Annotated in this window: 24 protein-coding genes; 13 read left to right on the forward strand and 11 right to left on the reverse strand. The window is 56.1% G+C overall.

The features are described 5' to 3' along the window. Positions 1-130 precede the first annotated feature (130 nt). Positions 131-1,099, reverse strand: a complete 969-nt coding sequence (locus PZBJ_RS00180; RefSeq protein ID WP_101760651.1) for a nuclear transport factor 2 family protein — start codon at positions 1,097-1,099, stop codon at positions 131-133. Next, the gene (locus PZBJ_RS00185; RefSeq protein ID WP_101760652.1) at positions 1,099-2,166 is read right to left on the reverse strand and encodes a LacI family DNA-binding transcriptional regulator; all 1,068 of its coding nucleotides are present in this window, start codon (positions 2,164-2,166) and stop codon (positions 1,099-1,101) included. Before PZBJ_RS00185 ends, PZBJ_RS00180 begins: the two co-directional genes overlap by 1 nt. 298 nt (positions 2,167-2,464) lie before the next feature. On the opposite strand from PZBJ_RS00185, the gene PZBJ_RS00190 reads away from it, so the two are divergent. The 8 genes from PZBJ_RS00190 (at position 2,465) to PZBJ_RS00225 (ending at position 11,115) form a co-directional block, all read left to right on the forward strand. After that, positions 2,465-3,700, forward strand: a complete 1,236-nt coding sequence (locus tag PZBJ_RS00190; RefSeq protein WP_101760653.1) for an MFS transporter — start codon at positions 2,465-2,467, stop codon at positions 3,698-3,700. Further along, the gene (locus PZBJ_RS00195) at positions 3,697-4,998 is read left to right on the forward strand and encodes an amidase (protein ID WP_101760654.1); all 1,302 of its coding nucleotides are present in this window, start codon (positions 3,697-3,699) and stop codon (positions 4,996-4,998) included. The genes PZBJ_RS00190 and PZBJ_RS00195 overlap by 4 nt, the downstream gene beginning before the upstream one ends. A gap of 170 nt (positions 4,999-5,168) precedes the next feature. Further along, positions 5,169-6,488, forward strand: a complete 1,320-nt coding sequence (gene hisD / locus PZBJ_RS00200) for a histidinol dehydrogenase (protein WP_101760655.1) — start codon at positions 5,169-5,171, stop codon at positions 6,486-6,488. Positions 6,489-6,498: 10 nt separating this feature from the next. Next, positions 6,499-7,260, forward strand: a complete 762-nt coding sequence (locus PZBJ_RS00205) for an SDR family NAD(P)-dependent oxidoreductase (RefSeq protein ID WP_101760656.1) — start codon at positions 6,499-6,501, stop codon at positions 7,258-7,260. A gap of 10 nt (positions 7,261-7,270) precedes the next feature. Then, positions 7,271-8,452, forward strand: coding sequence for an MFS transporter (locus PZBJ_RS00210; RefSeq protein WP_158238591.1), 1,182 nt, complete (start codon positions 7,271-7,273; stop codon positions 8,450-8,452). A 2-nt stretch (positions 8,453-8,454) separates the two neighbouring features. Beyond that, positions 8,455-9,171, forward strand: a complete 717-nt coding sequence (locus PZBJ_RS00215; RefSeq protein WP_101760658.1) for an alpha/beta fold hydrolase — start codon at positions 8,455-8,457, stop codon at positions 9,169-9,171. Continuing rightward, entirely contained in the window at positions 9,153-9,935 is a 783-nt protein-coding gene (locus PZBJ_RS00220) for an HpcH/HpaI aldolase family protein (protein ID WP_101760659.1), read from the forward strand. The genes PZBJ_RS00215 and PZBJ_RS00220 overlap by 19 nt, the downstream gene beginning before the upstream one ends. Before the next feature lie 10 nt (positions 9,936-9,945). Beyond that, positions 9,946-11,115: a cupin domain-containing protein gene (locus PZBJ_RS00225; protein WP_101760660.1), complete on the forward strand. Its 1,170-nt coding sequence runs from the start codon at positions 9,946-9,948 to the stop codon at positions 11,113-11,115. A gap of 45 nt (positions 11,116-11,160) precedes the next feature. Here PZBJ_RS00225 and PZBJ_RS00230 read toward each other — a convergent pair whose 3' ends face one another. The 4 genes from PZBJ_RS00230 to cpxP form a co-directional block, all read right to left on the reverse strand. Next, positions 11,161-12,150 (reverse strand): sulfate ABC transporter substrate-binding protein, encoded by a 990-nt coding sequence (locus tag PZBJ_RS00230; RefSeq protein WP_101760661.1) that lies wholly within the window; start codon positions 12,148-12,150, stop codon positions 11,161-11,163. 146 nt (positions 12,151-12,296) lie between these two features. Further along, positions 12,297-13,259, reverse strand: coding sequence for a 6-phosphofructokinase (gene pfkA, locus PZBJ_RS00235; RefSeq protein WP_101760662.1), 963 nt, complete (start codon positions 13,257-13,259; stop codon positions 12,297-12,299). Between the two features lie 209 nt (positions 13,260-13,468). Next, positions 13,469-14,371, reverse strand: a complete 903-nt coding sequence (fieF, locus tag PZBJ_RS00240) for a CDF family cation-efflux transporter FieF (RefSeq protein ID WP_101760663.1) — start codon at positions 14,369-14,371, stop codon at positions 13,469-13,471. 202 nt (positions 14,372-14,573) lie between these two features. After that, positions 14,574-15,086 (reverse strand): cell-envelope stress modulator CpxP, encoded by a 513-nt coding sequence (gene cpxP, locus PZBJ_RS00245; RefSeq protein WP_101760664.1) that lies wholly within the window; start codon positions 15,084-15,086, stop codon positions 14,574-14,576. A gap of 150 nt (positions 15,087-15,236) precedes the next feature. Between cpxP and cpxR the strand changes: the two genes are divergently transcribed. The 3 genes from cpxR to trmL are packed head-to-tail and all read left to right on the forward strand — an operon-like array spanning position 15,237 to position 17,817. Next, a complete protein-coding gene (gene cpxR / locus PZBJ_RS00250) occupies positions 15,237-15,935 on the forward strand; it encodes an envelope stress response regulator transcription factor CpxR (protein ID WP_007885339.1) in 699 nt (232 codons plus the stop codon). Continuing rightward, positions 15,932-17,308 carry an envelope stress sensor histidine kinase CpxA gene (cpxA, locus tag PZBJ_RS00255; RefSeq protein WP_101760665.1) on the forward strand — a complete coding sequence of 459 codons (1,377 nt, stop codon included), beginning with the start codon at positions 15,932-15,934 and terminating at the stop codon, positions 17,306-17,308. The genes cpxR and cpxA overlap by 4 nt, the downstream gene beginning before the upstream one ends. Positions 17,309-17,343: 35 nt before the next feature. Then, positions 17,344-17,817: a tRNA (uridine(34)/cytosine(34)/5-carboxymethylaminomethyluridine(34)-2'-O)-methyltransferase TrmL gene (trmL, locus tag PZBJ_RS00260; protein ID WP_101760666.1), complete on the forward strand. Its 474-nt coding sequence runs from the start codon at positions 17,344-17,346 to the stop codon at positions 17,815-17,817. Here the strand turns inward: trmL and cysE are convergent. From cysE to PZBJ_RS00285, 5 genes are all read right to left on the reverse strand, one after another. Then, positions 17,814-18,629: a serine O-acetyltransferase gene (gene cysE / locus PZBJ_RS00265; protein WP_007885334.1), complete on the reverse strand. Its 816-nt coding sequence runs from the start codon at positions 18,627-18,629 to the stop codon at positions 17,814-17,816. The two genes, trmL and cysE, sit on opposite strands and share 4 nt — an antisense overlap. A 69-nt stretch (positions 18,630-18,698) precedes the next feature. Continuing rightward, the gene (gpsA, locus tag PZBJ_RS00270) at positions 18,699-19,718 is read right to left on the reverse strand and encodes an NAD(P)H-dependent glycerol-3-phosphate dehydrogenase (protein ID WP_101760667.1); all 1,020 of its coding nucleotides are present in this window, start codon (positions 19,716-19,718) and stop codon (positions 18,699-18,701) included. Next, positions 19,718-20,182, reverse strand: a complete 465-nt coding sequence (gene secB / locus PZBJ_RS00275) for a protein-export chaperone SecB (protein ID WP_101760668.1) — start codon at positions 20,180-20,182, stop codon at positions 19,718-19,720. The genes gpsA and secB overlap by 1 nt, the downstream gene beginning before the upstream one ends. Positions 20,183-20,222: 40 nt before the next feature. Then, on the reverse strand, positions 20,223-20,477 hold the full coding sequence (gene grxC / locus PZBJ_RS00280; RefSeq protein ID WP_007885328.1) for a glutaredoxin 3: 255 nt from the start codon (positions 20,475-20,477) through the stop codon (positions 20,223-20,225). An 18-nt stretch (positions 20,478-20,495) separates the two neighbouring features. Then, positions 20,496-20,927, reverse strand: a complete 432-nt coding sequence (locus PZBJ_RS00285; protein WP_101760669.1) for a rhodanese-like domain-containing protein — start codon at positions 20,925-20,927, stop codon at positions 20,496-20,498. 255 nt (positions 20,928-21,182) lie between these two features. On the opposite strand from PZBJ_RS00285, the gene envC reads away from it, so the two are divergent. Continuing rightward, the gene (gene envC, locus PZBJ_RS00290) at positions 21,183-22,484 is read left to right on the forward strand and encodes a murein hydrolase activator EnvC (RefSeq protein ID WP_101760670.1); all 1,302 of its coding nucleotides are present in this window, start codon (positions 21,183-21,185) and stop codon (positions 22,482-22,484) included. A 3-nt stretch (positions 22,485-22,487) separates the two neighbouring features. Beyond that, positions 22,488-23,384, forward strand: coding sequence for a divergent polysaccharide deacetylase family protein (locus tag PZBJ_RS00295; RefSeq protein WP_101760671.1), 897 nt, complete (start codon positions 22,488-22,490; stop codon positions 23,382-23,384). The last annotated feature ends 3 nt before the right edge of the window (positions 23,385-23,387 follow it).

The raw sequence follows: 23,387 nt of genomic DNA on the forward strand, positions 1-23,387 counted from the left end.
TTAAGGGTGAGCGCGGTCCTCGCAATCAAGCGCTGCCGATTCACCCGGCTGAATTCAGGGTGCAGAACGCCGTCGGTAATTAAGGGATTAATTGCCGTGACGTGATGCGTTATTTAAAAGTGCTGATTAATCAGCTGAGTAGCTGTAACCAGATTGAGAGTTCATCGATACCTAAATATTCCCGCATGATGACGCCATCACGTAATTCCAAATGAGAAATACCGGAAATACACACTGGCTTGCGCGACGGCGGACCAAACTTTCCGTAGCCGTCATGCCAGCTCAACAGTGACCAGCGCAGGCTGATGCGCACCGGTTCGTTGGCATCGCGGCGCACCACCAAATGATGCAGCTGCGTTTCGCTGTCAGCGAATGAGGCGCGATAGCCGGAAAGGAAGCTGCCAATCTCCAGCTCGCCGGTAAAGCTGCTGTGGCCCGGTCCGTGCAAGGTGGCGGCGGGATGATAAACACCAGGCACCACACCGCTGTTGCCGCCGGCCCACATGCTGAGATAGCGCTCAATCAAACCCGCGATGGTTCCTTCGGCATCATCGCCATCCGGGCCGCCAGCCCAACGCGCTTCCAGCTCTTCGGGCGCGGGCATCTCCAGCCCTTGCTGCTGGCGCATCTGCGTTAGATGCTGGGCAAACTCCGCCACGTTGGTACCAATCTGCGCAAGAATGCCCGCGCGATCCTGCAGCAGCCACTCTTGCTCCACCAGCCCATCACGACAAATACGATCGGCGAAAGTACGTACCCAAACCGTTTTGCCACTCGGCGCGCCAAAGAAGCCTTCGCCCAGATGCTGAATACGTGCCTGCGTGCGCTGCGAGGCGTACCAACAGGTATCGCCTTCACGCGCGGTGAGAATATCTTCGGTCAGCACCTGACGCTGCGGGAAGCAATGTAACGCTTCCAGCGTCAAACGCATGAAATCGCTGAGTTCGGTCAGGCGCTTTTCCGGCGTGTGAAATACCACCGGCGTGGCGTAGAAATCAGCCAGCTGCCCGATATCCTTCTGCTCCCATACCACGTGGGTTAACGTCAGAATAAACTGCTGAATAGAATCAAACTGGGGACTGAAACCCGGCAATCGCATTACTCAACCTCCTCTGAACGAAATAGCAGCTGGCCGTTCTCTTCTACCACGCCGTGACGCGGACGCCGCGCGGAGTGGCGTACTACCAACGTGCCGGGAATAACAATTTGCTCGGGTGCCATCACCGCGCTGTCGATTTGCTGCATTAGCAGGCCAATGGTGCGTTGCACCATCACTTCAACCGGCTGACAGATAGACGTCAGCGCATACGAAGGCCAGCCCGCTGGACCAACATCGTCATAACCCACCACCGACACATCCTGCGGAATGCGCAGACCAAACTCGTAACGCGCCACATCCATAACCGTCAGCGCCATATGATCGTTGACGGCAAACACCGCATCGGGCGGCGTGCCGCTGCTGAACAATTGACGCGCCGCCTGTGCGGTTTGCTCGCTGTCGTTTTGACCCGCTAACACCGTGACGTCGATGTTGCGCGCGCGCAATGCCTCGCGAAAACCGTCCAGCCGTAGCTGATTTACCGAAGCGTTGTCCGCGCCGGTAATGCAGGCAAAGCGTTGATGTTCGCCTGCCAACAGAAATTCGGCGATCTGACGTGCGGCGGCACGGTTATCGGTATTCACGCTTGACGCCATTTCGCTTTCGGCGGTGCGGTTGAACAGCACCACCGGAATGCCCGCGCCGTGGCACTCTTCGGATAACGCATCGGATAACGCGCCGGATGCCAGCACAATGCCATCCACGCGGTACTGCATGATCTGATCGAAAATGCGGTCAACATTGCTATCCCGATCGCTGACGAACAGCAGCAGATGGTAGTTAAGCGCATCCAGTTCACGCCCCAACGCTTCCAGCACATGGGGATAAAACGGATTATCGAAACAGGAGATCACCACACCAACGATGCGCGAACGTGCGGTGTTCAGCGATCGCGCCAACGCGTTGGGTCGATAACCCAACTCACGGGCAGACTGCAGCACCTTTTCACGCGTGGCCGGTGAAATACTGGCGCCCGGCGTGAAGGTACGCGATACCGCAGACTGTGAAACGCCGGCGTGCTGCGCAACTTGTTGTGAGGTCACTGGACCGAAGGTCTTACGTTTCATGGCGTTATCTTCCTGTTTAGCACACTGATGCACGGGTGACTGCCGGGCATTGTAGCCAATTTCATCAACCGGACTCACCTGCTTCGGTGTGTGTTTTTTACTCTTACACCTTTTTTGCATGCGTATGCAACACTCAATAACTTTTTTTTCACATTGCCAAGCACACACTTTACAAACATGAAATCATTTCGTAACTTCGGCCATTGAATACGTATTCAATGCATGCAACATAACCGACCCGGACTCAGGATGAAACCCGCGTTTTTAGTCACTTATCTGCGTTGATAAGAGGTTTAACATGTTTCGAGCACTGTTTAGCCGTCCCGAGCTGTTGACGTTTTTCACCATGAGCGTGCTGTTTTTTATCTGCATTCACGGCTTCGATGCCTTCATGGCGCCTTACATGGTGAGATTAGGCATTGAACCGCAAACCATCGGCATGATCATGGGCGCCTCTGGTTTGGCATCGCTGTGTATCCGTTTTCCGCTCAGCGTCATCTCTGACGTGATGAAAAATCGCAAAGTGTTTATGCAGTTCGCCCTGCTGCTGCCGGTGATTGCCTGGCCGCTGGCATGGATGTTCCCCGCTGCGCTGACATTCTGGCTGGCCAAGCTGGCCTGCGGCATCGCTGCCGCGAGTTGGGTGCTCTACAACATCATTTTCATCCGCTATTTTCCTCGTGATGACGCGCCGGCTGCAGTGGCGCTGTTGGCATTGGCCGGGCCGATTGGCGTATTTATTAGCAATGCCATTTGCGGTGCCGTTGCCCTATGGCTGGGCAGTACGCAGGCGTTTTTTGTGCCAGCGATTGCCGGTTGCCTGGCGCTGCTTCTCAGCCTGCGCGTTCGTGAAGAGGAAGATAGCCACAAAGCGCCGCACCTCAAAGCCTGTATCGACAGCGCTAAACGCCAGCTAGCGGACCGCTCAATTTGGTTTATTGGGCTGCTGGCGACGGTGGTGATTTTGGTCCCGTTTGCCACTCGCGACACGCTCACGCCCATATACGCTCAGCAGTTAGGTGCCAAGGCGGGCACGCTGGCAGTGCTGAGTAATATCCACTTGTTGTTTTATGGTGTGGCCGTGGCATTGTGCAGTTCCGTGTTTTATCAGCGGCTGGGCTTGGTTAACACCGCGCTGGTGGGCATCGGATTACAAATCATCTCGTCAATTTTCGTCCCCTTGACCAGCAACATGTGGCTGATTTACCTGTGGCAAGGTCTGGCCGGTTTTTCCTTTGGCATGGCGTTTGCCGTGTTTATGTCCTTAAGCGTGGTTAACACTTCGGAACATGAACAAACCACCCGGATGGGGCTGTTTCAAACCATCTATTCGTGCGGCATGTTTTTCGGCCCGGTGCTGATGGGCGTGTTGTTGCAACACGTCAATGTCTACGCGGGTTATTGGGTGATTGGTGGCTTGTGTCTGATCGCTGGCGTGTTAACACCGCTAGCGGCAAAACGGGTGCAGCAGCGTCAGTTGCCGCCAGCGGCACGTGAAGCGAGCGGCATGCTGTCGCAGGATGCGGTGAAATGAGTGCCGCGCGTCTGCAACCGCAGCGCAACAGTGCGGAAGAGGTTGAACGCCGCTTAGCCGCTATCAACGCAGGTCGCGCGCTCAACGCGATTATCAGTATTAATCCCCAGGTGATGAAAGAGGCACAGCGCTGCGATCGCTTATGGCGTAGCGGCGCGCCGGTTGGCGTGCTGCACGGCATTCCGCTGGTGATAAAAGATAATATTGATTGCGTCGGCATGGCTACCACGCTCGGCTGCCGGGCGCTGGCCGAAGCACAGCCACGTGCAGATGCGCGCGTAATTGCACGCCTGAGAACTGCGGGTGCGCTGATTCTCGCCAAAGCGAATCTGTCTGAGTTCGCCTTTGACGTACGTTCGCGCAGTTCGCTCGGCGGCGATGTGCGCAATCCCCTGAATCCACAGCTGACCGCCGGTGGCTCAAGCGGCGGCAGCGCAGCGGCGGTGGTGGCCGGTATGGCGGATGCGGCACTCGGCAGCGATACTGGCGGATCGATCCGCATTCCCGCGGCATGGACCGGTCTGGTGGGACTGCGTCCGGCATTTCGCCGCCGCCAGCTGCGCGGCGTCGCGCCGCTTTCGCTCAGCAAAGACACCGTTGGGCCGATGACATGGTGCGTGGCTGATGCGGCGCTGCTGCATCAGGTAACGCATGGGCTGCCGGTGCGCCCGCTAGCGCAGCGAACCTTGCGGGGTGTGCGGCTGGGCATGGTTAGCGATCTGCCAGGCGATGATGACGCGCAACGTCAGGCATTAGCACAGGCTTTCTCTCGTCTGCGGCGGGCGGGCGCCACACTGATTCCGCTGCGGTTACCGCTATCATCGCGCGTGGCGCAGGAACCTTGTCTCAGCCTGCGCGAATTCCATCCGGCGATGTCCCGCTGGCTAAGCAAAATGGACCATGCGCCTGCTTCGCTTTCGGATCTGCTGGCACGAGGCGAACATCTCGCCGAGTTCGATGAACTGCTGCAATTACACCTCACGCGCAGCGCGCTGGTGTGTGCCGCATGGCGCGAGCAACGCCGTTTTCAACGCCATTTGCGTCAGCAACTGCAACAGCAGATGCAGGATCAGCGGCTGGATGCGCTGATTTATCCCACCAGCCAGCGCACTCCGATTTCACTGGAGAAGATGCCGCCGGGCTGGGCGCCGGAGCTGGCGGCCATCAGCGGCTTACCCGCCGTAACGTTGCCGTTTGGTCAATTAGCTAACGGTTTGCCGCTGGGGCTGGAACTGCTCTATCCAGCGCCTGATGAAGAAGCATTGCTGGCGCTCGCTTTGGCGATAGAGCGACTGTAAAACCAGAAAATTCATCATGTTAATCCCCGTTCTGCGGGGCTTTCTGCTGCCTGCAATTTGAAAAAACTGCGCACATTCTCACTTTTCATCTTTTCCCCTTTCAGCCTCTTTACGCTCTTTGCATACGTATGCAAACCTGATTAACAGCAATCAATGATGAGGAAAAGAGCATGGCAATCTGGTTAAAACAGGCGGCAGCGAAAGCAGAACGCCAACAGCAGCAACAGCGCGTTCGCAGCGATGTGGAAGCAGTGCTGGCGCAAATTGAAGCGCGCGGCGATGACGCGGTGCGCGAACTCTCGATTAAGTTCGATGGCTTTGCCCGCGATGATTTCCGCTTAACGCCGCAGGAGATCAATGCCTGCCTGCAACAGCTGACCAAACAAGATATTCGCGACATCGAATTCGCTCAGGAGCAGGTGCATAACTTCGCTCAGGCGCAAAAAAATTGCCTGACCGATTTGGCGATTGAAACGCGTCCGGGCGTGATACTTGGCCATCGCAACATTCCCATCAGCAATGTCGGCTGTTACGTGCCGGGCGGCAAATACCCGCTGCTGGCTTCGGCGCATATGTCGATCATTACCGCCAAAGTCGCAGGCTGCGATCGCATCGTGAGCTGCGCCCCGCCGTTTCACGGTAAACCGGCTGCAGCCATTGTTGCGGCGCAGTCGATGGCCGGCGCCGACGAGATCTATGCGCTCGGCGGCATTCAGGCGGTGGGCGCCATGGCGATTGGTACTGAGCGGATTGCGCCGGTCGATATGTTAGTCGGGCCGGGCAACGCGTGGGTGGCCGAAGCCAAACGCCAGCTATTTGGCCGCGTTGGCATCGACCTGTTCGCTGGCCCGACCGAAACGCTGGTGATCGCCGATGACAGCGTTGACGGTGAACTCTGCGCAACCGATCTGCTCGGCCAGGCGGAACATGGCCCCACCTCACCCGCGATTCTGCTGACCTGCTCGCGCCAGCTGGCACAGGAGACCGAGCGCTATATCCACCAGCTGTTGCTGCAACTGCCTACCGCCGATGTGGCGCAACAAGCCTGGCACGATTATGGCGAAATCATTCTCTGTGCCGATCACGATGAGATGCTGGCAGAAGCCAACCGCATCGCTTCTGAACACGTGCAGGTGATGACCGATCGCGATGACTGGTATCACCAGAACATGCGCAATTACGGCGCGCTGTTTCTCGGGCCGCGTACCAATGTGGCTTATGGCGACAAGGTGATCGGCACCAACCATACGCTGCCCACGCTGGGTGCATCGCGTTATACCGGCGGCTTGTGGGTGGGCAAATTTATGAAAACCTGCACCTGGCAGCGCGTCACCAGCGATGCGGCTTCGGCAGAAATCGGCGCTTACTGCTCGCGCCTGGCGCTGCTGGAGGGCTTTGCCGGTCATGCCGAACAGGCCAACATTCGCGTGCGCCGCTACGGCCAGCAGGAAGTGGCCTACGCCGCACCCGCGCCGGTTACGGTGAAATAAGGAGGCGCGCATGGTTCCGACTACCCCTTTATTTCGCCTGGATGGACAGCGCGCGCTGGTGACCGGCGGCTCGCGCGGTATCGGTTTTGCCGCCGCTATCGCGCTGGCCGACGCCGGAGCGCAAGTGTGGATTGCCGCGCGCGACGCCGATCGCCTGGCGCACGCCGTGCAGCAGGCGGCGAGCGCCGGCCTGACATTGCATCCGCTGCCGCTCGACGTCTGCAACACGCGCGCGGTGCGCCAGACACTACACGATTTGCCGAGCTTTCATGTGCTGGTCAACAGCGCCGGGCTGGCGCGCCATCAGCCGTTTAGCGAGGTCAGCGAAGCCAACTTTGATGCGGTGATGGACGTAAACCTGCGCGCCACGTTTTTCCTGTCGCAGCGGGTCGCGGCCGGTATGCAGGCCGCCGGACAAGGCGGCAGCATTATCCATCTCTCTTCGCAGATGGCGCACGTCGGCGGCCCGCAGCGCAGCGTCTACTGCGCATCAAAAGCGGCGCTGGAAGGGCTGACGCGTGCCATGGCGCTGGAGCTGGGACGCGACGGCATTCGCATCAACACCTTGTGCCCCACCTTTATCGAAACCGAACTGTCGCAGGCCTCGCTGGCAGATGAAGCGTTTCGCCAGCAGGCGCTGCGCCGCATTCAGATTGGTCGTCTTGGCACGCTGGAAGATGTGATGGGGCCGGTGGTGTTTCTGGCATCACCGGCCGCAGCGTTGGTCACCGGCAGCTCGCTGAAGGTGGATGGCGGCTGGACGGCTTATTGAGGAACTCATTATGAAAGCGTTATTGCGTCGTGATGTGCTGCTGTTTTTCATTATTAGCTTGCTGTTTTTTATCAGCATTCACGCCTTTGATCCGTTTCTCGCCCCCTACATCATGTCGCTGAATGTCGAGGCGCGCGTGATGGGAATCATCATCGGTGCTACCGGATTGGCCTCGATGCTGTTGCGTTTTCCGACCGGCATTCTGTCGGACCGCTTTCGCCGCCGCAAACGCATTATCCAGATTGGCTTATTGTTTACGCTTATCGCCTGGCCGGTGGTTTACCTTTGGCCGACACCGGAAACACTGTTTATCGCCAAGCTCGCCGATGGCGTCACCAGCGCGACATGGGTGGTGTATAACGTGATGTTCGTGGCTTACTTCCCGCCGCTGGAAGCCGCCGCCGCGATCGCCATGCTGAGCGTCACCTCGCCGGTAGGCACTTTTATCGGGATTTCGGTGGCGGGATTTATTGCCCGTCATTTCGGTGCCGAATCGAGCTTTTTGGTGGCGTCCGCTGCCGCGCTGCTGGCTTTTTTGCTGACATTCTTTATCCGTGAAAAACGCCCGGAAGCGATGCCCACGGCACAACGTCTCTCTGCGGTTCGCACTCAGCTGCGTGATCCTTCGGTGTGGTATCTCGGCGGACTCTGTGCACTGGTGATGATGGTGCCATTTGCCACGCGCGACACGCTGACGCCGCTGCTGGCAGAAGGCTTTGGCATGGCGGCCGCCTCGCTGGCTACGCTAAGCGGTATCCATCTGTTCTTCTATGCGCTGGCCACCGCGCTGTGCGCGCCCTTCTTCTATCGCCTGCTGGGCTTACGCAACACGGCAATTATCGGCGGCGTGCTGCAAGGGGCCGTAGCGATAGCCATGCCTTACGCGCCCAATATCTGGCTGCTGTATGGCTTGCAGGCGCTGGCGGGCTGTGCCTTCGGCATGATCTCCACCGTGCTGAATTCTCTGATCGTCACCCGCACGCCCGCCTGGCAGCAATCCACTCGCGTTGGGCTATATCAAAGCATCTACTCCGCCGGGATTTTCTTTGGCCCGGTGCTGGTCGGCTACATCAAATATTACTTCGCGATGCAGCAGGGCTTTATGGTGATTGGCATTATTTCATTGCTGTCGCTGCTGCTGGTGCGCCATGTGATGCGGATGGTGAATGCCCGTCCTGTGGCGGAGGGCTAATCATGTCACTGCCTTTGGTGTTACTGGGCGGTACCTTGTGCGACGGCGCGTTGTGGCAACCGCTTTGCCGCCATCTACCGCCGCAGCCGATGATCATTCCCGAGATGAGCGGTGCTGACAGCGCCGAACAGCTCGCGGCGCAGCTGCTGACTGACTTGCCGGCGCGCTTTTTACTGGTGGGATTCTCGCTGGGTGCGCTGGTGGCGCTGGAGATGCAGGCGCAAGCCGCGCAACGCATCGCGGGCCTCGCGCTGCTGGCGGTGAATCCGTTGGCGGATGCGCCGGTCAACGCTGCGGGACGTATTGCCTTGCTTGATCGAGCTGCGAAAAACGGTATGCGATCGGTGATTGAGCAACTCTGGCCGCGCTATGTGCATGCATCGCGGCTGGCGGATCGCGAGCTGCTTGGCGCGCTGGTGACGATGGCAGAACGCAGCAGCGTTGAGCGCTTTCGTCAACAGACCGCCATCGCCATACAACGTCGCGATTTACGGCATACCTTACCGGCGCTGCAGGCACCGCTGTTGATCCTCAACGGCGACAGCGACGCCATCTGCACCCCCGAACACCATCACCTGCTTGTCAAAGCGGCTCCCGCCGCACGCCACATCACGCTTGAACAGTGCGGACACTTTCTGCTGCTGGAGCAGCCGCAAGCCTGTGCCCGCGCGCTGCAAACCTGGATTAAGAGGAGTGAATTATGCGTATCAACCCTTTAAAACAACGCCGTGAACCGATTATTAACGGCTGGCTGGCGATCCCCAGCAGCTACAGCGCCGAGATTGCCGGGCATCAGGGCTTTGATGCAGTCACCGTTGACCTGCAACATGGCCTGATCGATTTCGCCGCCGCGCTCAGCATGTTGCAGGCGCTATCCTCCACACCCGCGACGCCGCTGGTGCGCGTCTCGCACAACGAGCCGGCGCAGATTATGCGCATGCTGGATGCCGGCGCCTACGGCATTATCTGCCCGATGATCAACGATGCCGCCGAAGCGCAGCAGTTTGTCGATGCCTGCCGCTATGCGCCGCAAGGTTCGCGCTCGTTTGGTCCAGCGCGTGCGCTGCTGTATGGCGGCAAAGATTATCCGCAGCATGCTAACCAGCAAATTCTGACGCTGGCGATGATTGAAACACGCGCGGGGTTGGCCAATCTTGATGCCATTCTCGACGTCGAGGGATTGGACGGCGTGTTTATCGGCCCCAACGATCTGTCTCTCACGCTCACCGGCCAGGCCAGCGCCGAATCGCAGCATCCTGAGATGTTAAATGCCATTGAACGGGTGCTGAGCCGCACCCGCGCCGGCCACAAACTGGCCGGTATTTTTTGTACCAGCGGAGAAGCCGCCGCACAGCGCATCGCACAGGGCTTTCAGTTGGTGACCCCCGCCAATGATGTGATGCAGCTAACGCATGCCGCACGCCACGCTGTCGCCACCGCGCGCGGTGAGGCGTTGCCTGTTCGTTCTGGTTCGGGTTATTGAGGAGAAGAAGATGAAACAGCAAACATTGTCCGCTACAGCAGCACGTGCGCGCCTGATCGCGCCGCAAGATATGGTGTCGTGCAATCTGGCGTTTATCGACTGCAAACTGCCGGGTTCGCATCTCAAGCAGAATTACTCATTTATCGGGCCGGGCGTGACGCAGTCGTCTGAGCAGGTGATCAATATTCCTGAAGCGCACGGTTTTAACATTGGCGCGGCAGCGATGCCAAAAGGCGTGACCAATAATCTGCATCTGCATTTCACTGCCGAAGTCTTCCTGATCCATGAAGGCCGCTGGCGTTTCCGCTGGGGGAATAAAGGCGAAGAGTCGCTGGAGCTCGACGCTCCGGCGATTGTCAGCCTGCCAACATGGATTTTCCGTGGCTTCACCAATGTGTCGGCTACCGATACCGATGGCTGGGTATTTACCGTGCTGGGCGGCGATAACACCGGCGGCATTATCTGGCATCCCGATGTGATGTCGGCGGCGGCGGAATATGGACTCTATCTCAGCCCCAATAACATGCTGATCGATACCTCAACCGGCGCGGCGATCCCGCCGGTTGCAGAGCGTATGCCGCCGCTGCCCGAGGCGGAGATGGCGCAGTTACAGCATTTTACGCCCGCGCAGATGGCGCAGTTTGCCGTCACTGGTGAGCAGCGCGCCTGGAGCGATCACGCGCTACTGGATGCCATGTTGCCAGGTCACGGTGCGCGTATGGCGCCCGTCATCGGCTATGGCATTAATCAGGATCGTCAGGCCGCTCCGCCCATCAACACGCCACACGGCTTCTCGGTAGAGTGGCTGGCTTTGCCACAAGCGGGCGAGATGGGTACGCACCGCTGCGCACAGGTGCAAGTACTCATGGTGTTTAAGGGCACGCTTACTGTGACCTTCAATCGTGATGGTGAAGAAGTGACGATGACCGCGCCGGAGCGTTCGGTGATTTCCGTGCCGGCAGGCAGCTGGCGTCGCTATCAGGCATCCGATCATGCGTGTGAAGTGGTGATTACCACTGCGGGTGACGGACGGAAAAAACTGGAATGGGATAAAGCGATTGTCGATGCCGCTGCTGCGTTAGGTTGGGGGCTGGATCCAGATGGCTATCTGGTACGTCAGGCATTGTTGCCGCTGGTGGCCCAGCGTGCCGGTCGGCGGTTGGCGACGCAAGAGGCGTAATGGTATGTAAAAAGGTCGCCATAAATGGCGACCTGACAATGTACGTTATGGCTTCATCACCTGGTCGTAGCTGCCGCCATCGGCGAAGTGAGTTTTCTGGGCTTGCGTCCAGCCACCAAACTTGTTGTCGATAGTGAACAGTTTTACCGGGGCGAATTTATTGGCAAATTTCTCCGCAACGGCTTTATCACGTGGACGATAGAAATTTTCCGCCGCGATAGTCTGACCTTCCGGCGAGTAGAGATACTTGAGGTAATCTTCAGCTACTTTGCGGGTGCCCTGCTCGTCGACCACTTTATCCACCACCGAAACCGTTGGCTCTGCCAGAATAGATTCGCTTGGGGTGACGATCTCAAACTTGTCTTTACCCAGCTTATTTACCGCCAGATAGGCTTCGTTTTCCCACGCTATCAGCACATCGCCAATGCCGCGTTCCACGAAGGTGTTAGTGGCACCACGTGCGCCAGAATCCTGCACTTCTACGTTCTTAAACAGCGATTTCACGTAAGCCAGCGCTTTGGCTTGATCGCCGTTGTTTTGATCCAGCGCCCAGCCCCATGCAGCCAGATAATTCCAGCGTGCACCGCCTGACGTTTTCGGGTTTGGCGTGATGACGGAAACGCCCGGTTTGATCAGATCTGGCCAATCATGAATGCCTTTCGGGTTGCCTTTGCGCACCAGGAACACGATGGTTGAGGTGTAGGGTGCGGAGTTGTCCGGCAGGCGCTTAATCCAGTCTTTATTGATACGACCACGGTCAGCAATAGCATCGACATCAGATTGCAGCGCCAGCGTAACCACATCAGCACGGATGCCATTGATCACTGAGGTTGCTTGTTTACCTGAACCGCCGTGCGACTGGCGAATCACCACGTTGTCGCCGGTTTCCTGCTTGTAATGCGCGCTAAACGCTTTGTTGTACTGCTCGTACAGCTCACGGGTTGGATCGTAAGAGACGTTTAACAGCTGAATATCCTTTGCCAGAACACTGGTTGAAGCCAGTAACAGGGTGACACCAATACTCCACTTATTCATTGCTTGCTCTCCCGAGGTCGTTATAGAACAAGACTGACACAAACTTATCCACGGATTAAAGAATTAAAAATAAGCTGTTATAACCGCACGGAATATGAGCAGGCATAAAAAAGGCGCGAATCGCGTCGCGCCTTGATGCTGAATAATCAGTAGAGTTTTTTCGCGGTATCCAGCCAGTCGCGTTTGAATGGACGCTTCATATTTTCAATCGCATCGATGATGTCGTGATGCACCATCTTCTCGTTCTGAATACCGACGCAGCGGCCGCCGTAGCCTTGTAGCAGCAGCTCGATGGAGTAGGAACCCATGCGCGAGGCCAGAATGCGGTCATAGGCACAAGGTGCGCCGCCACGCTGAATGTGACCGAGAACGGTAGCGCGGGTTTCGCGTTTGGTTTCAGCTTCGATGAAGTGCGCCAGATCGTCGATATCGCAGATGTGCTCGGTGATCGCCACGATGGCGTGCTTTTTACCTTTGGCAATGCCGGCTTTGATTTCAGCAACCAGCTCTTCGCGGGTATACGGGATTTCAGGCAGCACGATAAACTCGCAACCACCGGCAATCGCTGCCGCCAGGGTTAAATCGCCGCAGTAACGGCCCATCACTTCCACGATGGAGATACGCTGGTGGGAAGATGAGGTGTCACGCAGGCGGTCAATCGCTTCAACCACGGTTTCCAGCGCAGTGAAATAACCGATGGTGTAATCAGTACCTGCTACGTCGTTATCAATGGTGCCAGGCAGGCCGATGCACGGGAAGCCCATTTCAGTCAGGCGCTTAGCACCCATGTAGGAACCATCACCGCCGATAACCACCAGCGCATCAATACCACGCTTTTTCATGTTATCAATCGCGGTCTGGCGCACTTCATCGTTGCGGAATTCTGGGAAGCGGGCGGAACCGAGGAAGGTGCCGCCGCGGTTGATCATGTCTGACACGCTGTAGCGGTCAAGGTTGATCATGCGATCTTCGTACAATCCCAGATAGCCGTCGTAAATACCAAAAACTTCCAGTCCTTCACTCAGCGCGGAACGTACAACTCCGCGAATGGCTGCGTTCATGCCTGGGGCGTCGCCGCCGCTGGTCAGTACTCCGATTTTTTTGATCATGACAACCTCTGGATTGTTCAAAAACTAAGGATTATTCCTGCCATGTGTCCGGCGTGGACCAGCTCGCGATCGCATGGCTTAATAGTTGCAAAATAGTATATCAAACGCTTGATGCTGAATTGATTCAGGTCAGACAAGTTTTCGCTAATTTTTTACAGAGTTGTTAGCGTTACGTCACTTTTTTTGTGTAATTGCATGATTTTAAGTCGCTAACCTTGAAAAAATCCATGTTGATTGCTCGGCACAACAGAACAGGGATCTTGATGGATGATGACGTCTGAGCCGGGAAACCTCTTGAGTAACGCCTGCTCAATTTGATCGGCCACATGATGGGCCTGCACCAGCGGCAGCTGATCTTCCATCTCCAGATGCAGCTGGATAAAACGCGTGGGGCCCGATTGTCGCGTGCGTAATGCATGCGCGCCACGTACGCCCGGCCAGTTGGTCACCATGTTGATAATCTCCTGCGTTTCATGCTCGGGCAAAACACGATCCAACAGCGCCTGTACCGCGTCATAACCCATCCGCAACGCGTTATAGAGAATGTAAACGCCGATGCCGAGCGCGAACAACGCATCCGCCCGTACAAAACCATAGCTGCTCAAACCGAGAGCGACCAATATTGCGCCGTTCATCACCACGTCAGATTGATAGTGCAGCATGTCTGCGCGAATCGCCTGGCTGCGCGTGCGTCGCACCACCCAGCGCTGGAAAGCAACCAACGTCAGGGTTGAAAACAGCGCAATCACCGTCACCACAATACCCACCAGCGGCGCATGTAAGGTTTCGGGTGAGGCCAGATGCTGAATGCCGGTGAGAAACAGAAACAGCGCCGAGCCGGAGATAAACATGCTTTGCGCCAGCGCGGCCAGGGATTCGGCTTTACCGTGGCCGAAGGTGTGATCGTCATCGGCCGGCTGCAGTGAATAGCGCACCACCAGCAAATTGGTGAGTGAAGCGGCGATATCCACCAATGAATCTACTAACGCCGCCAACATACTGACTGAACCGGTATGCCACCAGGCGAAAATTTTTACGATTAACAGCAATGTCGCCAGCGTAGTTGCCGCCAGCGCCGCCCGATTCACTAACTTTGCATAGGAAGAATCCATGCTATGCCTCGCCGGGTCGCACGCTTCATAGGTGCGGCCTTTAGGTCTCAAGATGGCTAAAGTTTATCATCGGCATAAGTGTGCTGCGTGATTGAATTTTAAGGCAATGATGTTAGAGAGAAATGACAGGCAAAAAAAACCCCCGCATCATGCGGGGGAAGACAGGGATGGTGTCTATGGCAAGGAAAACAGGGATACTATGTTACTGGTTACTGCTGGTACTACTCACTGCTTGCAGCGGTGATGATGGCTGCAATCCTGAGAGCCGACGAACTTCAGCTAATCGTCGCTCATAATTTTTCTGCAATGTCGCTTGCTGTGCAGGCGTTAGCAGGTGATACATCTGATTACGAACCCGAGCCATCTCGACTTGCTGTTCTACCGCTGCGCGGGCTTGTTTCTCTGCCTGCTGTCGGATAGCCGATTCGTTAAATTTGTCTGCAATGACAAGGTCATGCATAGTTTCTATATCTTGAACGCTGATGGTTGGGCGTTCGTGTCGCGCTTGCTGCATCAGGTCTCGCATCTGTTGCCGCTGTTGTTCAGTCAGCTCAATGCCATCGAACATGTAGCTTTGCGGATTTTGCGTCATACTGCCTGTCGTCAATCCGCTGTTCGGATGCATCTCGTCAATCGTCGTCGTGTCTGCTGCTTCGGCGCTGGCGTGACTGAGAACCATCGCTGAGGCAATGACGACGGCGGTTAAGTAGCGCATCGTTAACTCCCAGTTCGTTCCGTTTTGCGATTCAACGAGAGCCAGTGTACGGCGGTGGCTGCAAACATCCGTCAGGGGGTGTAAAACTACGTAAAGCGTTGGATTGCAAGTCAAGGAACACGGTATTTTGCCTGCGGAGGGCAATAAAAAATGAATAAAATCCTGTTGGTTGATGACGACCGCGAATTAACTTCGCTGCTTAAAGAACTGCTTGAGATGGAAGGTTTTGAAGTCATTGTGGCAAGCGATGGTGAGCAGGCGCTTAACCTGCTAGACAACACCGTGGACTTGCTATTGCTTGATGTGATGATGCCGAAGAAGAACGGTATCGACACTTTGAAAGAACTACGCCAACAGCACCAAACTCCGGTCATTATGCTGACTGCACGTGGCAGCGAACTGGACCGCGTTCTGGGCCTTGAACTGGGCGCAGATGACTATCTGCCTAAACCGTTTAACGATCGTGAACTGGTAGCGCGTATTCGTGCCATTCTGCGCCGTTCAAACTGGAGCGAGCAGCAACAGCAGCACGATAACAGCTCACCAACGCTGGAAGTCGACTGCCTGCGCCTGAATCCGGGTCGTCAGGAGGCCAGCTTCGACAGCGAAACTTTGGATCTCACCGGCACCGAGTTCACCCTGCTCTATTTGCTGGCACAGCATCTGGGTCAGGTGGTATCGCGTGAGCACCTTAGTCAGGAAGTGCTGGGCAAACGTCTGACACCGTTTGACCGCGCTATCGATATGCACATTTCTAACCTGCGTCGTAAATTGCCGGAACGTCGTGATGGTCATCCGTGGTTTAAAACCCTACGCGGACGCGGCTATCTGATGGTTTCGGCATCATGATTGGAAGTTTAACCACCCGCATCTTCGCCATCTTCTGGCTCACGCTAGCGTTGGTGTTGATGCTGGTTCTCATGGTGCCTAAACTCGATTCGCGCCAGATGACCGCGTTACTGGAAAGCGAGCAGCGTCAGGGCACCATGATTGAACAGCACGTTGAAGCGGAGCTGTCTCAGGATCCGCCGAACGACTTAATGTGGTGGCGTCGCCTGTTCCGCTCCATCGACAAATGGGCGCCGCCCGGTCAGCGTTTATTATTAGTGACCAGCGAAGGCCGGGTGATTGGCGCGCAGCACAATGAAATGCAGATCATCCGCAACTTTATTGGGCAGTCGGATAACGCCGACCACCCACAAAAGAAAAAGTATGGTCGCGTGGAGATGGTTGGACCTTTCGCGGTCCGCGATGGCGAAGACAACTATCAGCTCTACCTGATTCGTCCTGCCACCAGCTCGCAGCTCGATTTCGTTAATCTGCTGTTTGACCGCCCGCTACTGCTGCTGATTGTCACGATGCTGATCAGCTCGCCGCTGCTGCTGTGGCTGGCGTGGAGCCTGGCGCGCCCCGCGCGCAAACTTAAATATGCGGCGGATGAAGTGGCAAGCGGCAATTTGCGCCAGCATCCGGAACTGGAATCGGGGCCGCAAGAGTTTCTGGCTGCGGGTTCCAGTTTCAACCAAATGGTGAGCGCGCTCGAACGCATGATGACGGCGCAACAGCGTCTGCTATCCGATATCAGCCATGAATTGCGTACGCCGTTAACTCGCTTGCAGCTGGCAACCGCGCTCCTGCGTCGCCGTAACGGTGAAGGCAAAGAGCTGCAGCGCATTGAAACGGAAGCGCAGCGTCTGGATGGCATGATTAACGATCTGCTGGTGCTGTCGCGAACGCAGCACAATAACGCGCTGGTTAGCGAAGCGATGAAGGCCAATCAGCTTTGGAATGGCGTGCTGGAAGATGCCAAATTTGAAGCCGAGCAGATGGGCAAACTGATGGAAGTGCCCTATCCGCCTGGCCCGTGGCCGCTGTACGGTAATCCCCATGCGTTGGAGAGTGCGCTGGAAAATATCGTGCGTAATGCGCTGCGCTATTCGAATTCGCACATCAGCGTCAGCTTCTCGGTAGATATTGCGGGCATCACCATTCATGTCGATGATGATGGTCCAGGAGTCAGCCCAGAAGATCGCGAGCAGATTTTCCGTCCGTTCTACCGCACCGATGAGGCGCGCGATCGTGAGTCAGGCGGCACCGGATTAGGCCTGGCGATTGTCGAAACCGCCATCCAGCAGCATCGCGGCTGGGTTAAAGCGGATGACAGCCCTCTTGGCGGTTTACGCCTCACGCTGTGGCTGCCACTGTACTCCGCCCGTCAATAATTTGTTATGCTTCGGCCCTCGTTTCTGGGGGCCTTATGCTAAACATTGTCTTATTTGAACCTGAAATTCCGCCAAATACCGGCAACATCATTCGCTTGTGCGCAAATACCGGTTTCCAGTTACACCTGATTGAACCGCTGGGCTTTGCCTGGGATGACAAGCGCCTGCGCCGCGCCGGGCTGGATTACCACGAATATACCGCCTTAAAAAAACACGCCAATTACGCAGAGTTTCTGGCAACAGAAACGCCACAGCGCATGTTCGCCCTCACCACCAAAGGAACGCCTGCGCACAGCGCGGTGAGCTATCAGAAGGGTGATTATTTGGTGTTTGGTCCGGAGAGTCGCGGTTTACCCGCAGAAATTCTCAACGCGCTACCCGCTGAGCAGAAAATCCGCATTCCGATGATGGCGGAGAGCCGCAGCATGAACCTGTCTAATGCAGTATCAGTGGTGGTGTATGAAGCGTGGCGCCAACTCGATTATGCTGGCGCACTGATCAAAGGCTAGATGCCGTCACCGTACTCAAAGCCTGCGCCGTTGAAGTGCTGATCCATATCCATCGACGGTTTATCGCTGGTCGGTTTACCGACAATGCGCGCTGGTACGCCGGCCGCCGTGGTATGCGGCGGTACAGGCTGCAGGACAACTGAACCGGCTCCGATTTTTGCGCCGCGCCCCACTTCAATGTTGCCCAGAATCTTGGCGCCGGCGCCAATCATCACACCTTCACGGATCTTCGGATGGCGATCGCCGCTGGTTTTACCAGTACCGCCGAGCGTCACCGATTGCAGAATTGAAACATCATTTTCAATGATTGCCGTTTCGCCGATGACAATGCCGGTAGCATGATCAAGCATGATGCCGCGACCAATGCGTGCCGCCGGGTGAATATCCACGGCAAATGAGACGGAGATTTCGTTCTGCAGATAGACAGCCAGCGCTCGGCGGCCCTCTTTCCACAGCCAATGGCCGATGCGATAAGCCTGCAAGGCGTGGAAACCTTTGAGGTAAAGTAGCGGCGTAGAGTATTTATCAACGGCGGGATCGCGCTGGCGTACAGCCTGAATATCGTAGGCCGCAGAGACAATCATCTCTGGGTCTTCACGATAGGCTTCTTCCACGATTTCGCGAATAGCGATAGCGGGCATGATCGGGTTCGCCAGCTTGTTAGCGAGCATGTAGCTGAGCGCGCTGCCGAGGTTTTCGTGTTTGAGCAGTGTCGCATGGTAAAAGCTGGCCAGCATCGGTTCACAGTCGGCCAGGGCTCTGGCTTCGGCTTTGATATGGTTCCAGACCAGTTCTAACTCTTCAGACGACATTGCTGTTTGCTCCCGATAAAAAAAGCGCCTGATGGGGCGCTACAGGTGGTGACGCTGGCGCATCCTGCTTTAGCTTTGGCTGTTTTCGTCCTTCCTTGCACGGCCAAGTAAGGTCAATGCTGCCTCTCGCGCTGATTTTCCGCAATAGAGCACCTGATAAATCTGCTCGGTAATCGGCATTTCTACGCCGACGCGCGCGGCCAACGCTTTGACTTCTTTGGTGTTTCTGTAGCCTTCTACAACTTGTCCGATAATGCGTTGCGCCTCGTCTACGCTCTCGCCTTGCCCCAGCATCATGCCGAAACGACGGTTGCGCGACTGATTATCGGTACAGGTCAGCACCAGATCGCCTAAACCGGCCATGCCCATAAAGGTGGTGGCATCGGCGCCCAGCGCTGCGCCAAGACGGCTCATTTCCGTCAGGCCGCGAGTGATCAAGGCGGTACGCGCGTTGGCACCAAAGCCAATGCCGTCAGAAATCCCCGCACCAATCGCAATCACGTTCTTCACCGCGCCGCCTAACTGCACGCCGATGAAATCCTGATTGTTGTAGACGCGGAAACTTTTGCCGCAGTGCAGCTTCTGCTGCAGGTCTTCAGCGAACTCCGCATCGGTGGATGCCAGTGCGATGGCCGTTGGCATGCCGGCTGCCAGCTCTTTTGCAAAGGTAGGTCCGGAAATCACCGCGAGTGGAATCGCATCGCCGAGGATTTCACGCGCCACATCCTGCAGCAACCGGCCGGTCTCTTTTTCCAGCCCCTTAGTCGCCCAGACAATCCGCGAATCGGCACGCAAATGCGGCTTAAGCTGCGTCAGCACGTCGCCAAATACATGGCTCGGCACGACGACCAGCAGATCGCGACTGGCGTTAACCACGGTTGCCAGATCGGCTTCAGGAACGAGATTATCAGGGAAAGGGACATCGGGCAGGAAAGCAGCATTGCAGCGGTCAGCTTGCAGCTGCGCCACGCTTTGAGGATTGTGGCCCCAGAGCAGAACCGGATGGCCGTTGCGGGCCAGCGTGATGGCCAATGCGGTGCCGTACGAGCCGGCACCGATGACGCTAATTGAAGCGTTGAGTGTAGTCATCAGGCATCCTGATGTGGCGCTTCGCCTTCACCTTGCTGCTGCAGATAGTTCATGAACAGCGCATCAAAGTTCACTGGCGCCAGGTTGAGCTGCGGGAAAGTACCACGAGACACAAGGCTGGTTACGCATTCGCGTGCATACGGGAACAGAATGTTCGGGCAGTACGCGCCGAGGCAATGCGCCATCTGCGTGCCTTCGATACCGCTAATGGTGAAAATGCCCGCTTGCTGTACTTCACACAGGAATGCGGTTTCTTCGCCAACGGTTGCCGTTACGGTAACGCGCAGAACGACTTCAAAAACGCCATCAGCTAACTGAGAAGAGGCGGTGTCCAGATCCAGCTTCACTTCCGGTTCCCACTCTTTCTGGAAAACCTGCGGTGCGTTTGGCGCTTCGTAAGAAACATCTTTGGTGTAAACACGTTGAATCTGGAACTGCATTTCGCTGCTGCTTTGCTCTGACATGTGACTAAATCCTGTGAGTTAAAATTGTCTGACCGAAAAGTTATGCCTGGAGTAAAGGATCAAGTCCCTGACGCCCATCCAGCGCGTAAAGATCGTCACAGCCGCCAATGTGCTGCGCATCAATAAAAATCTGTGGCACCGTAGTGCGGCCGCTGCGTTGAATCATCTCTTCACGTTTCGCCGCGTTCCCGTCAATGGGAATCTCCTGGAACGACACGCCTTTCTGATCCAACAACGCCTTTGCACGGTGGCAATAAGGACAAGTGACTTTGGTGTAGATCTCTACATTCGCCATACGGTTACCTCTGAGAAGTTATTTACCGCGCACCAGTGGCAGATTTTCACCACTCCAGCCGCTCACGCCATCTTTCAGTACAGAGACTTTTTCAAAACCCGCTGCGCTCAATTTCGCTGCAGATTCACCCGCACTTTGACCGGTAGCGCAAACTACAATTATGTGCTGTGACTTGTGCTTTTCCAGCTCGCCCAAGCTCTCTTTTTTGATGTCTGCTGCCGCTACGTTGATAGCCCCAGAAATGTGTCCTTTGCGGTAATCGTCACGTGAACGCACGTCTACCACCACCGCGTCCTCTTTGTTTATCAGGTGGGTAGCTTCACCACGGCTGATAGTTTTTACTTTAGAGAACATACCTTTAACGGTGGTCACAATCACGAGAACGAGTAAAGCGACCCATGCCAGACTGAGGATGGGGTGATTGCTTGCAAACTGCATAATTTCTTGCATGAGGGGTAACGACTCCAAACCGGGCTGATAAGCTAAAACAAGGGTTCTGAGTATACCTGCGCCACTTCGCATGTACAGTCGCTAAGGGGACAGAGTTACGATTTGTGCGTCATTTTCCAAAAAAAGTGTTCTAATCCCAAAATTAAGACAAAGTTTATGCCGGTAAGCTCGGTACAGACATTTTTAGTATTAGTAAAGTAAAACCCGGCCGGGCTAACTGGTAAGCGGCTGTTCATCGTGGAATAATTATCGACTATGAAGGGAAAAGCGACCGTTACACACACAAGGACCCGTTACAACGGCACTGCGCTTCCGTTGTCATTTCGCTGGTCCGAAATCTCCCTGAGTCTGCTTCTGGCGGGCACATTATTACTTCCTGCCGCCGCTCACAGTGCGGACGACAGTAAAACGCAGTTGAAGTCCATTCAGCAGGACATTGCCGAGAAAGAAAAGAGCGTTAAAGCGCAGAAAGTGCAGCGCAGTAAGTTGTTGGATCAGCTGCAAAGCCAGGAAAAAGTGATTGCGCAGGCCAGCCGTCAGCTGCGCGAAACGCGTAACAGCCTCAGCACGCTCGAGGGTGAAATCGCGCAGGTCACCTCTTCTATCTCGCGGCTGGAAAAGCAGCAAGCACAGCAGGAAAAACTGCTGGCACAACAGCTTGATGCCGCCTTCCGTCAGGGACAGCATAATGGTCTGCAGTTGCTGCTCGGAGGCGAAGAAGCCCAGCGCAGTGAGCGTATTCTTGCCTATTTCGGCTATCTCAACGCCGCACGCCAGAAAAACATCGACGATCTCAAACAAACCCAGCAGCAATTAGCGGAACAGCGTCAATCATTGCAGGGCAAACAGGAGCAGCAAAAATCGTTGTTGGCCCAGCAGCAGACGCAGCAAAGCAAGCTGGAAGTCGCCAGCGCGGCGCGTAAGAAAACGCTCACCATACTGGAAAGCTCGCTGGAGAAAGATCAGGCGGACCTGGTTGAAATGCGTGAGAACGAAAGCCGCCTGCAAAGCAAAATCGTTAAGGCAGAGCGTGAAGCACGCGAACGTGCGGAACGCGAAGCGCGCGAGGCGGAAAAAGTGCGTCAGCGTCAGGCGCAGGCGAAAGCCAAAGGATCAAGTTATCAGCCAACGCAGAGTGAGCGCGAGCTGATGGCGCGTACCGGCGGATTAGGCAAGCCCGGCGGGCAAGCGGTTTGGCCGGTACGGGGACGTATTGAACATCGCTTCGGTGAATCGATGCAGGGCGAATTGCGCTGGAAAGGTCTGGTGGTCGATGCGCCAGAAGGTACCGAAGTGAAAGCCATCGCTGATGGACGCGTATTGATGGCCGACTGGCTGCAAGGCTATGGTCTGGTTGTCGTTCTGGAACACGGTAAAGGTGATATGAGCCTTTATGGCTACAACCAAAGCGCACTGGTGAGCGTGGGTGCTCAGGTGAAGGCAGGACAGCCTATCGCCCTTGTGGGCACCAGCGGCGGCCGCGGCACGCCTTCGCTCTACTTTGAAATCCGACGCCAGGGACAGGCCGTCAATCCACTACCGTGGTTAGGAAGATAAGTTTTGTTTCAACCCTCTAAGCTCTCGGCCGCCCTGTGCGGCCTGTTTCTGTCACTTTCCGCCCATGCGGGAAAACTCTCAATCGTGATTGATGACTTTGGTTATCGGCCAAAAGAAGAGAATAAAGTGCTGCAGATGCCCACCGCGATTTCCGTTGCGGTCCTGCCGAATGCGCCCCATGCGCGTGAGATGGCCACCAAAGCGCATCAGGGTGGTCGCGAAGTGCTGATCCACCTGCCGATGGCGCCGCTCAGCAAACAGCCGCTGGAAAAAGACACGCTGACGCCCGAGATGAGCAGCACGGAAATCGAGCGGATTATTCGAGAAGCCAGCGGCAAAGTGCCTTTTGCGGTTGGCCTGAATAACCATATGGGCAGCAAAATGACCTCCAGCCTGCCCGGCATGCAGAAAGTGATGCAGGTGCTCAATCACTACAATTATTACTTTCTCGATAGCATGACGATTGGCAATAGTCAGTCGATCCCAGCCGCGCAAGGTACCAACGTTAACGTCCTGAAACGCCGCGTGTTCCTTGATGATAGTCAGGATGAGGCTTCAATCCGCGCGCAGTTTACCCGCGCGGTGAAACTTGCGCAGCGCGATGGTTATGCCATTGCGATTGGTCATCCGCATCCGACGACGGTGCGCGTCTTGCAGCAGATGCTGCCGACATTGCCAGCCGATATCACGCTAGTGCGGCCAAGCCAGTTGCTGAATGAGCCGCTGCATCAGGGTGCGGCTTCGCCGCCATCCAAAACGCAGCCGCCACGCTTCCGTGCGCCAGGCGTGTGTAAGCCGGGCAAACCGTTGCCGCCCGTGCCGCAGCACTATGCCGTTGAGTTGATCAGTGAAAGCATTGCGCAAAGTCTATTGGTTCAGACAATAAGGCAGCTCTTCTGAGCT

Source organism: Pantoea endophytica (genome assembly GCF_002858935.1).
GTDB classification, from domain to species: Bacteria; Pseudomonadota; Gammaproteobacteria; order Enterobacterales; family Enterobacteriaceae; genus Pantoea; species Pantoea leporis.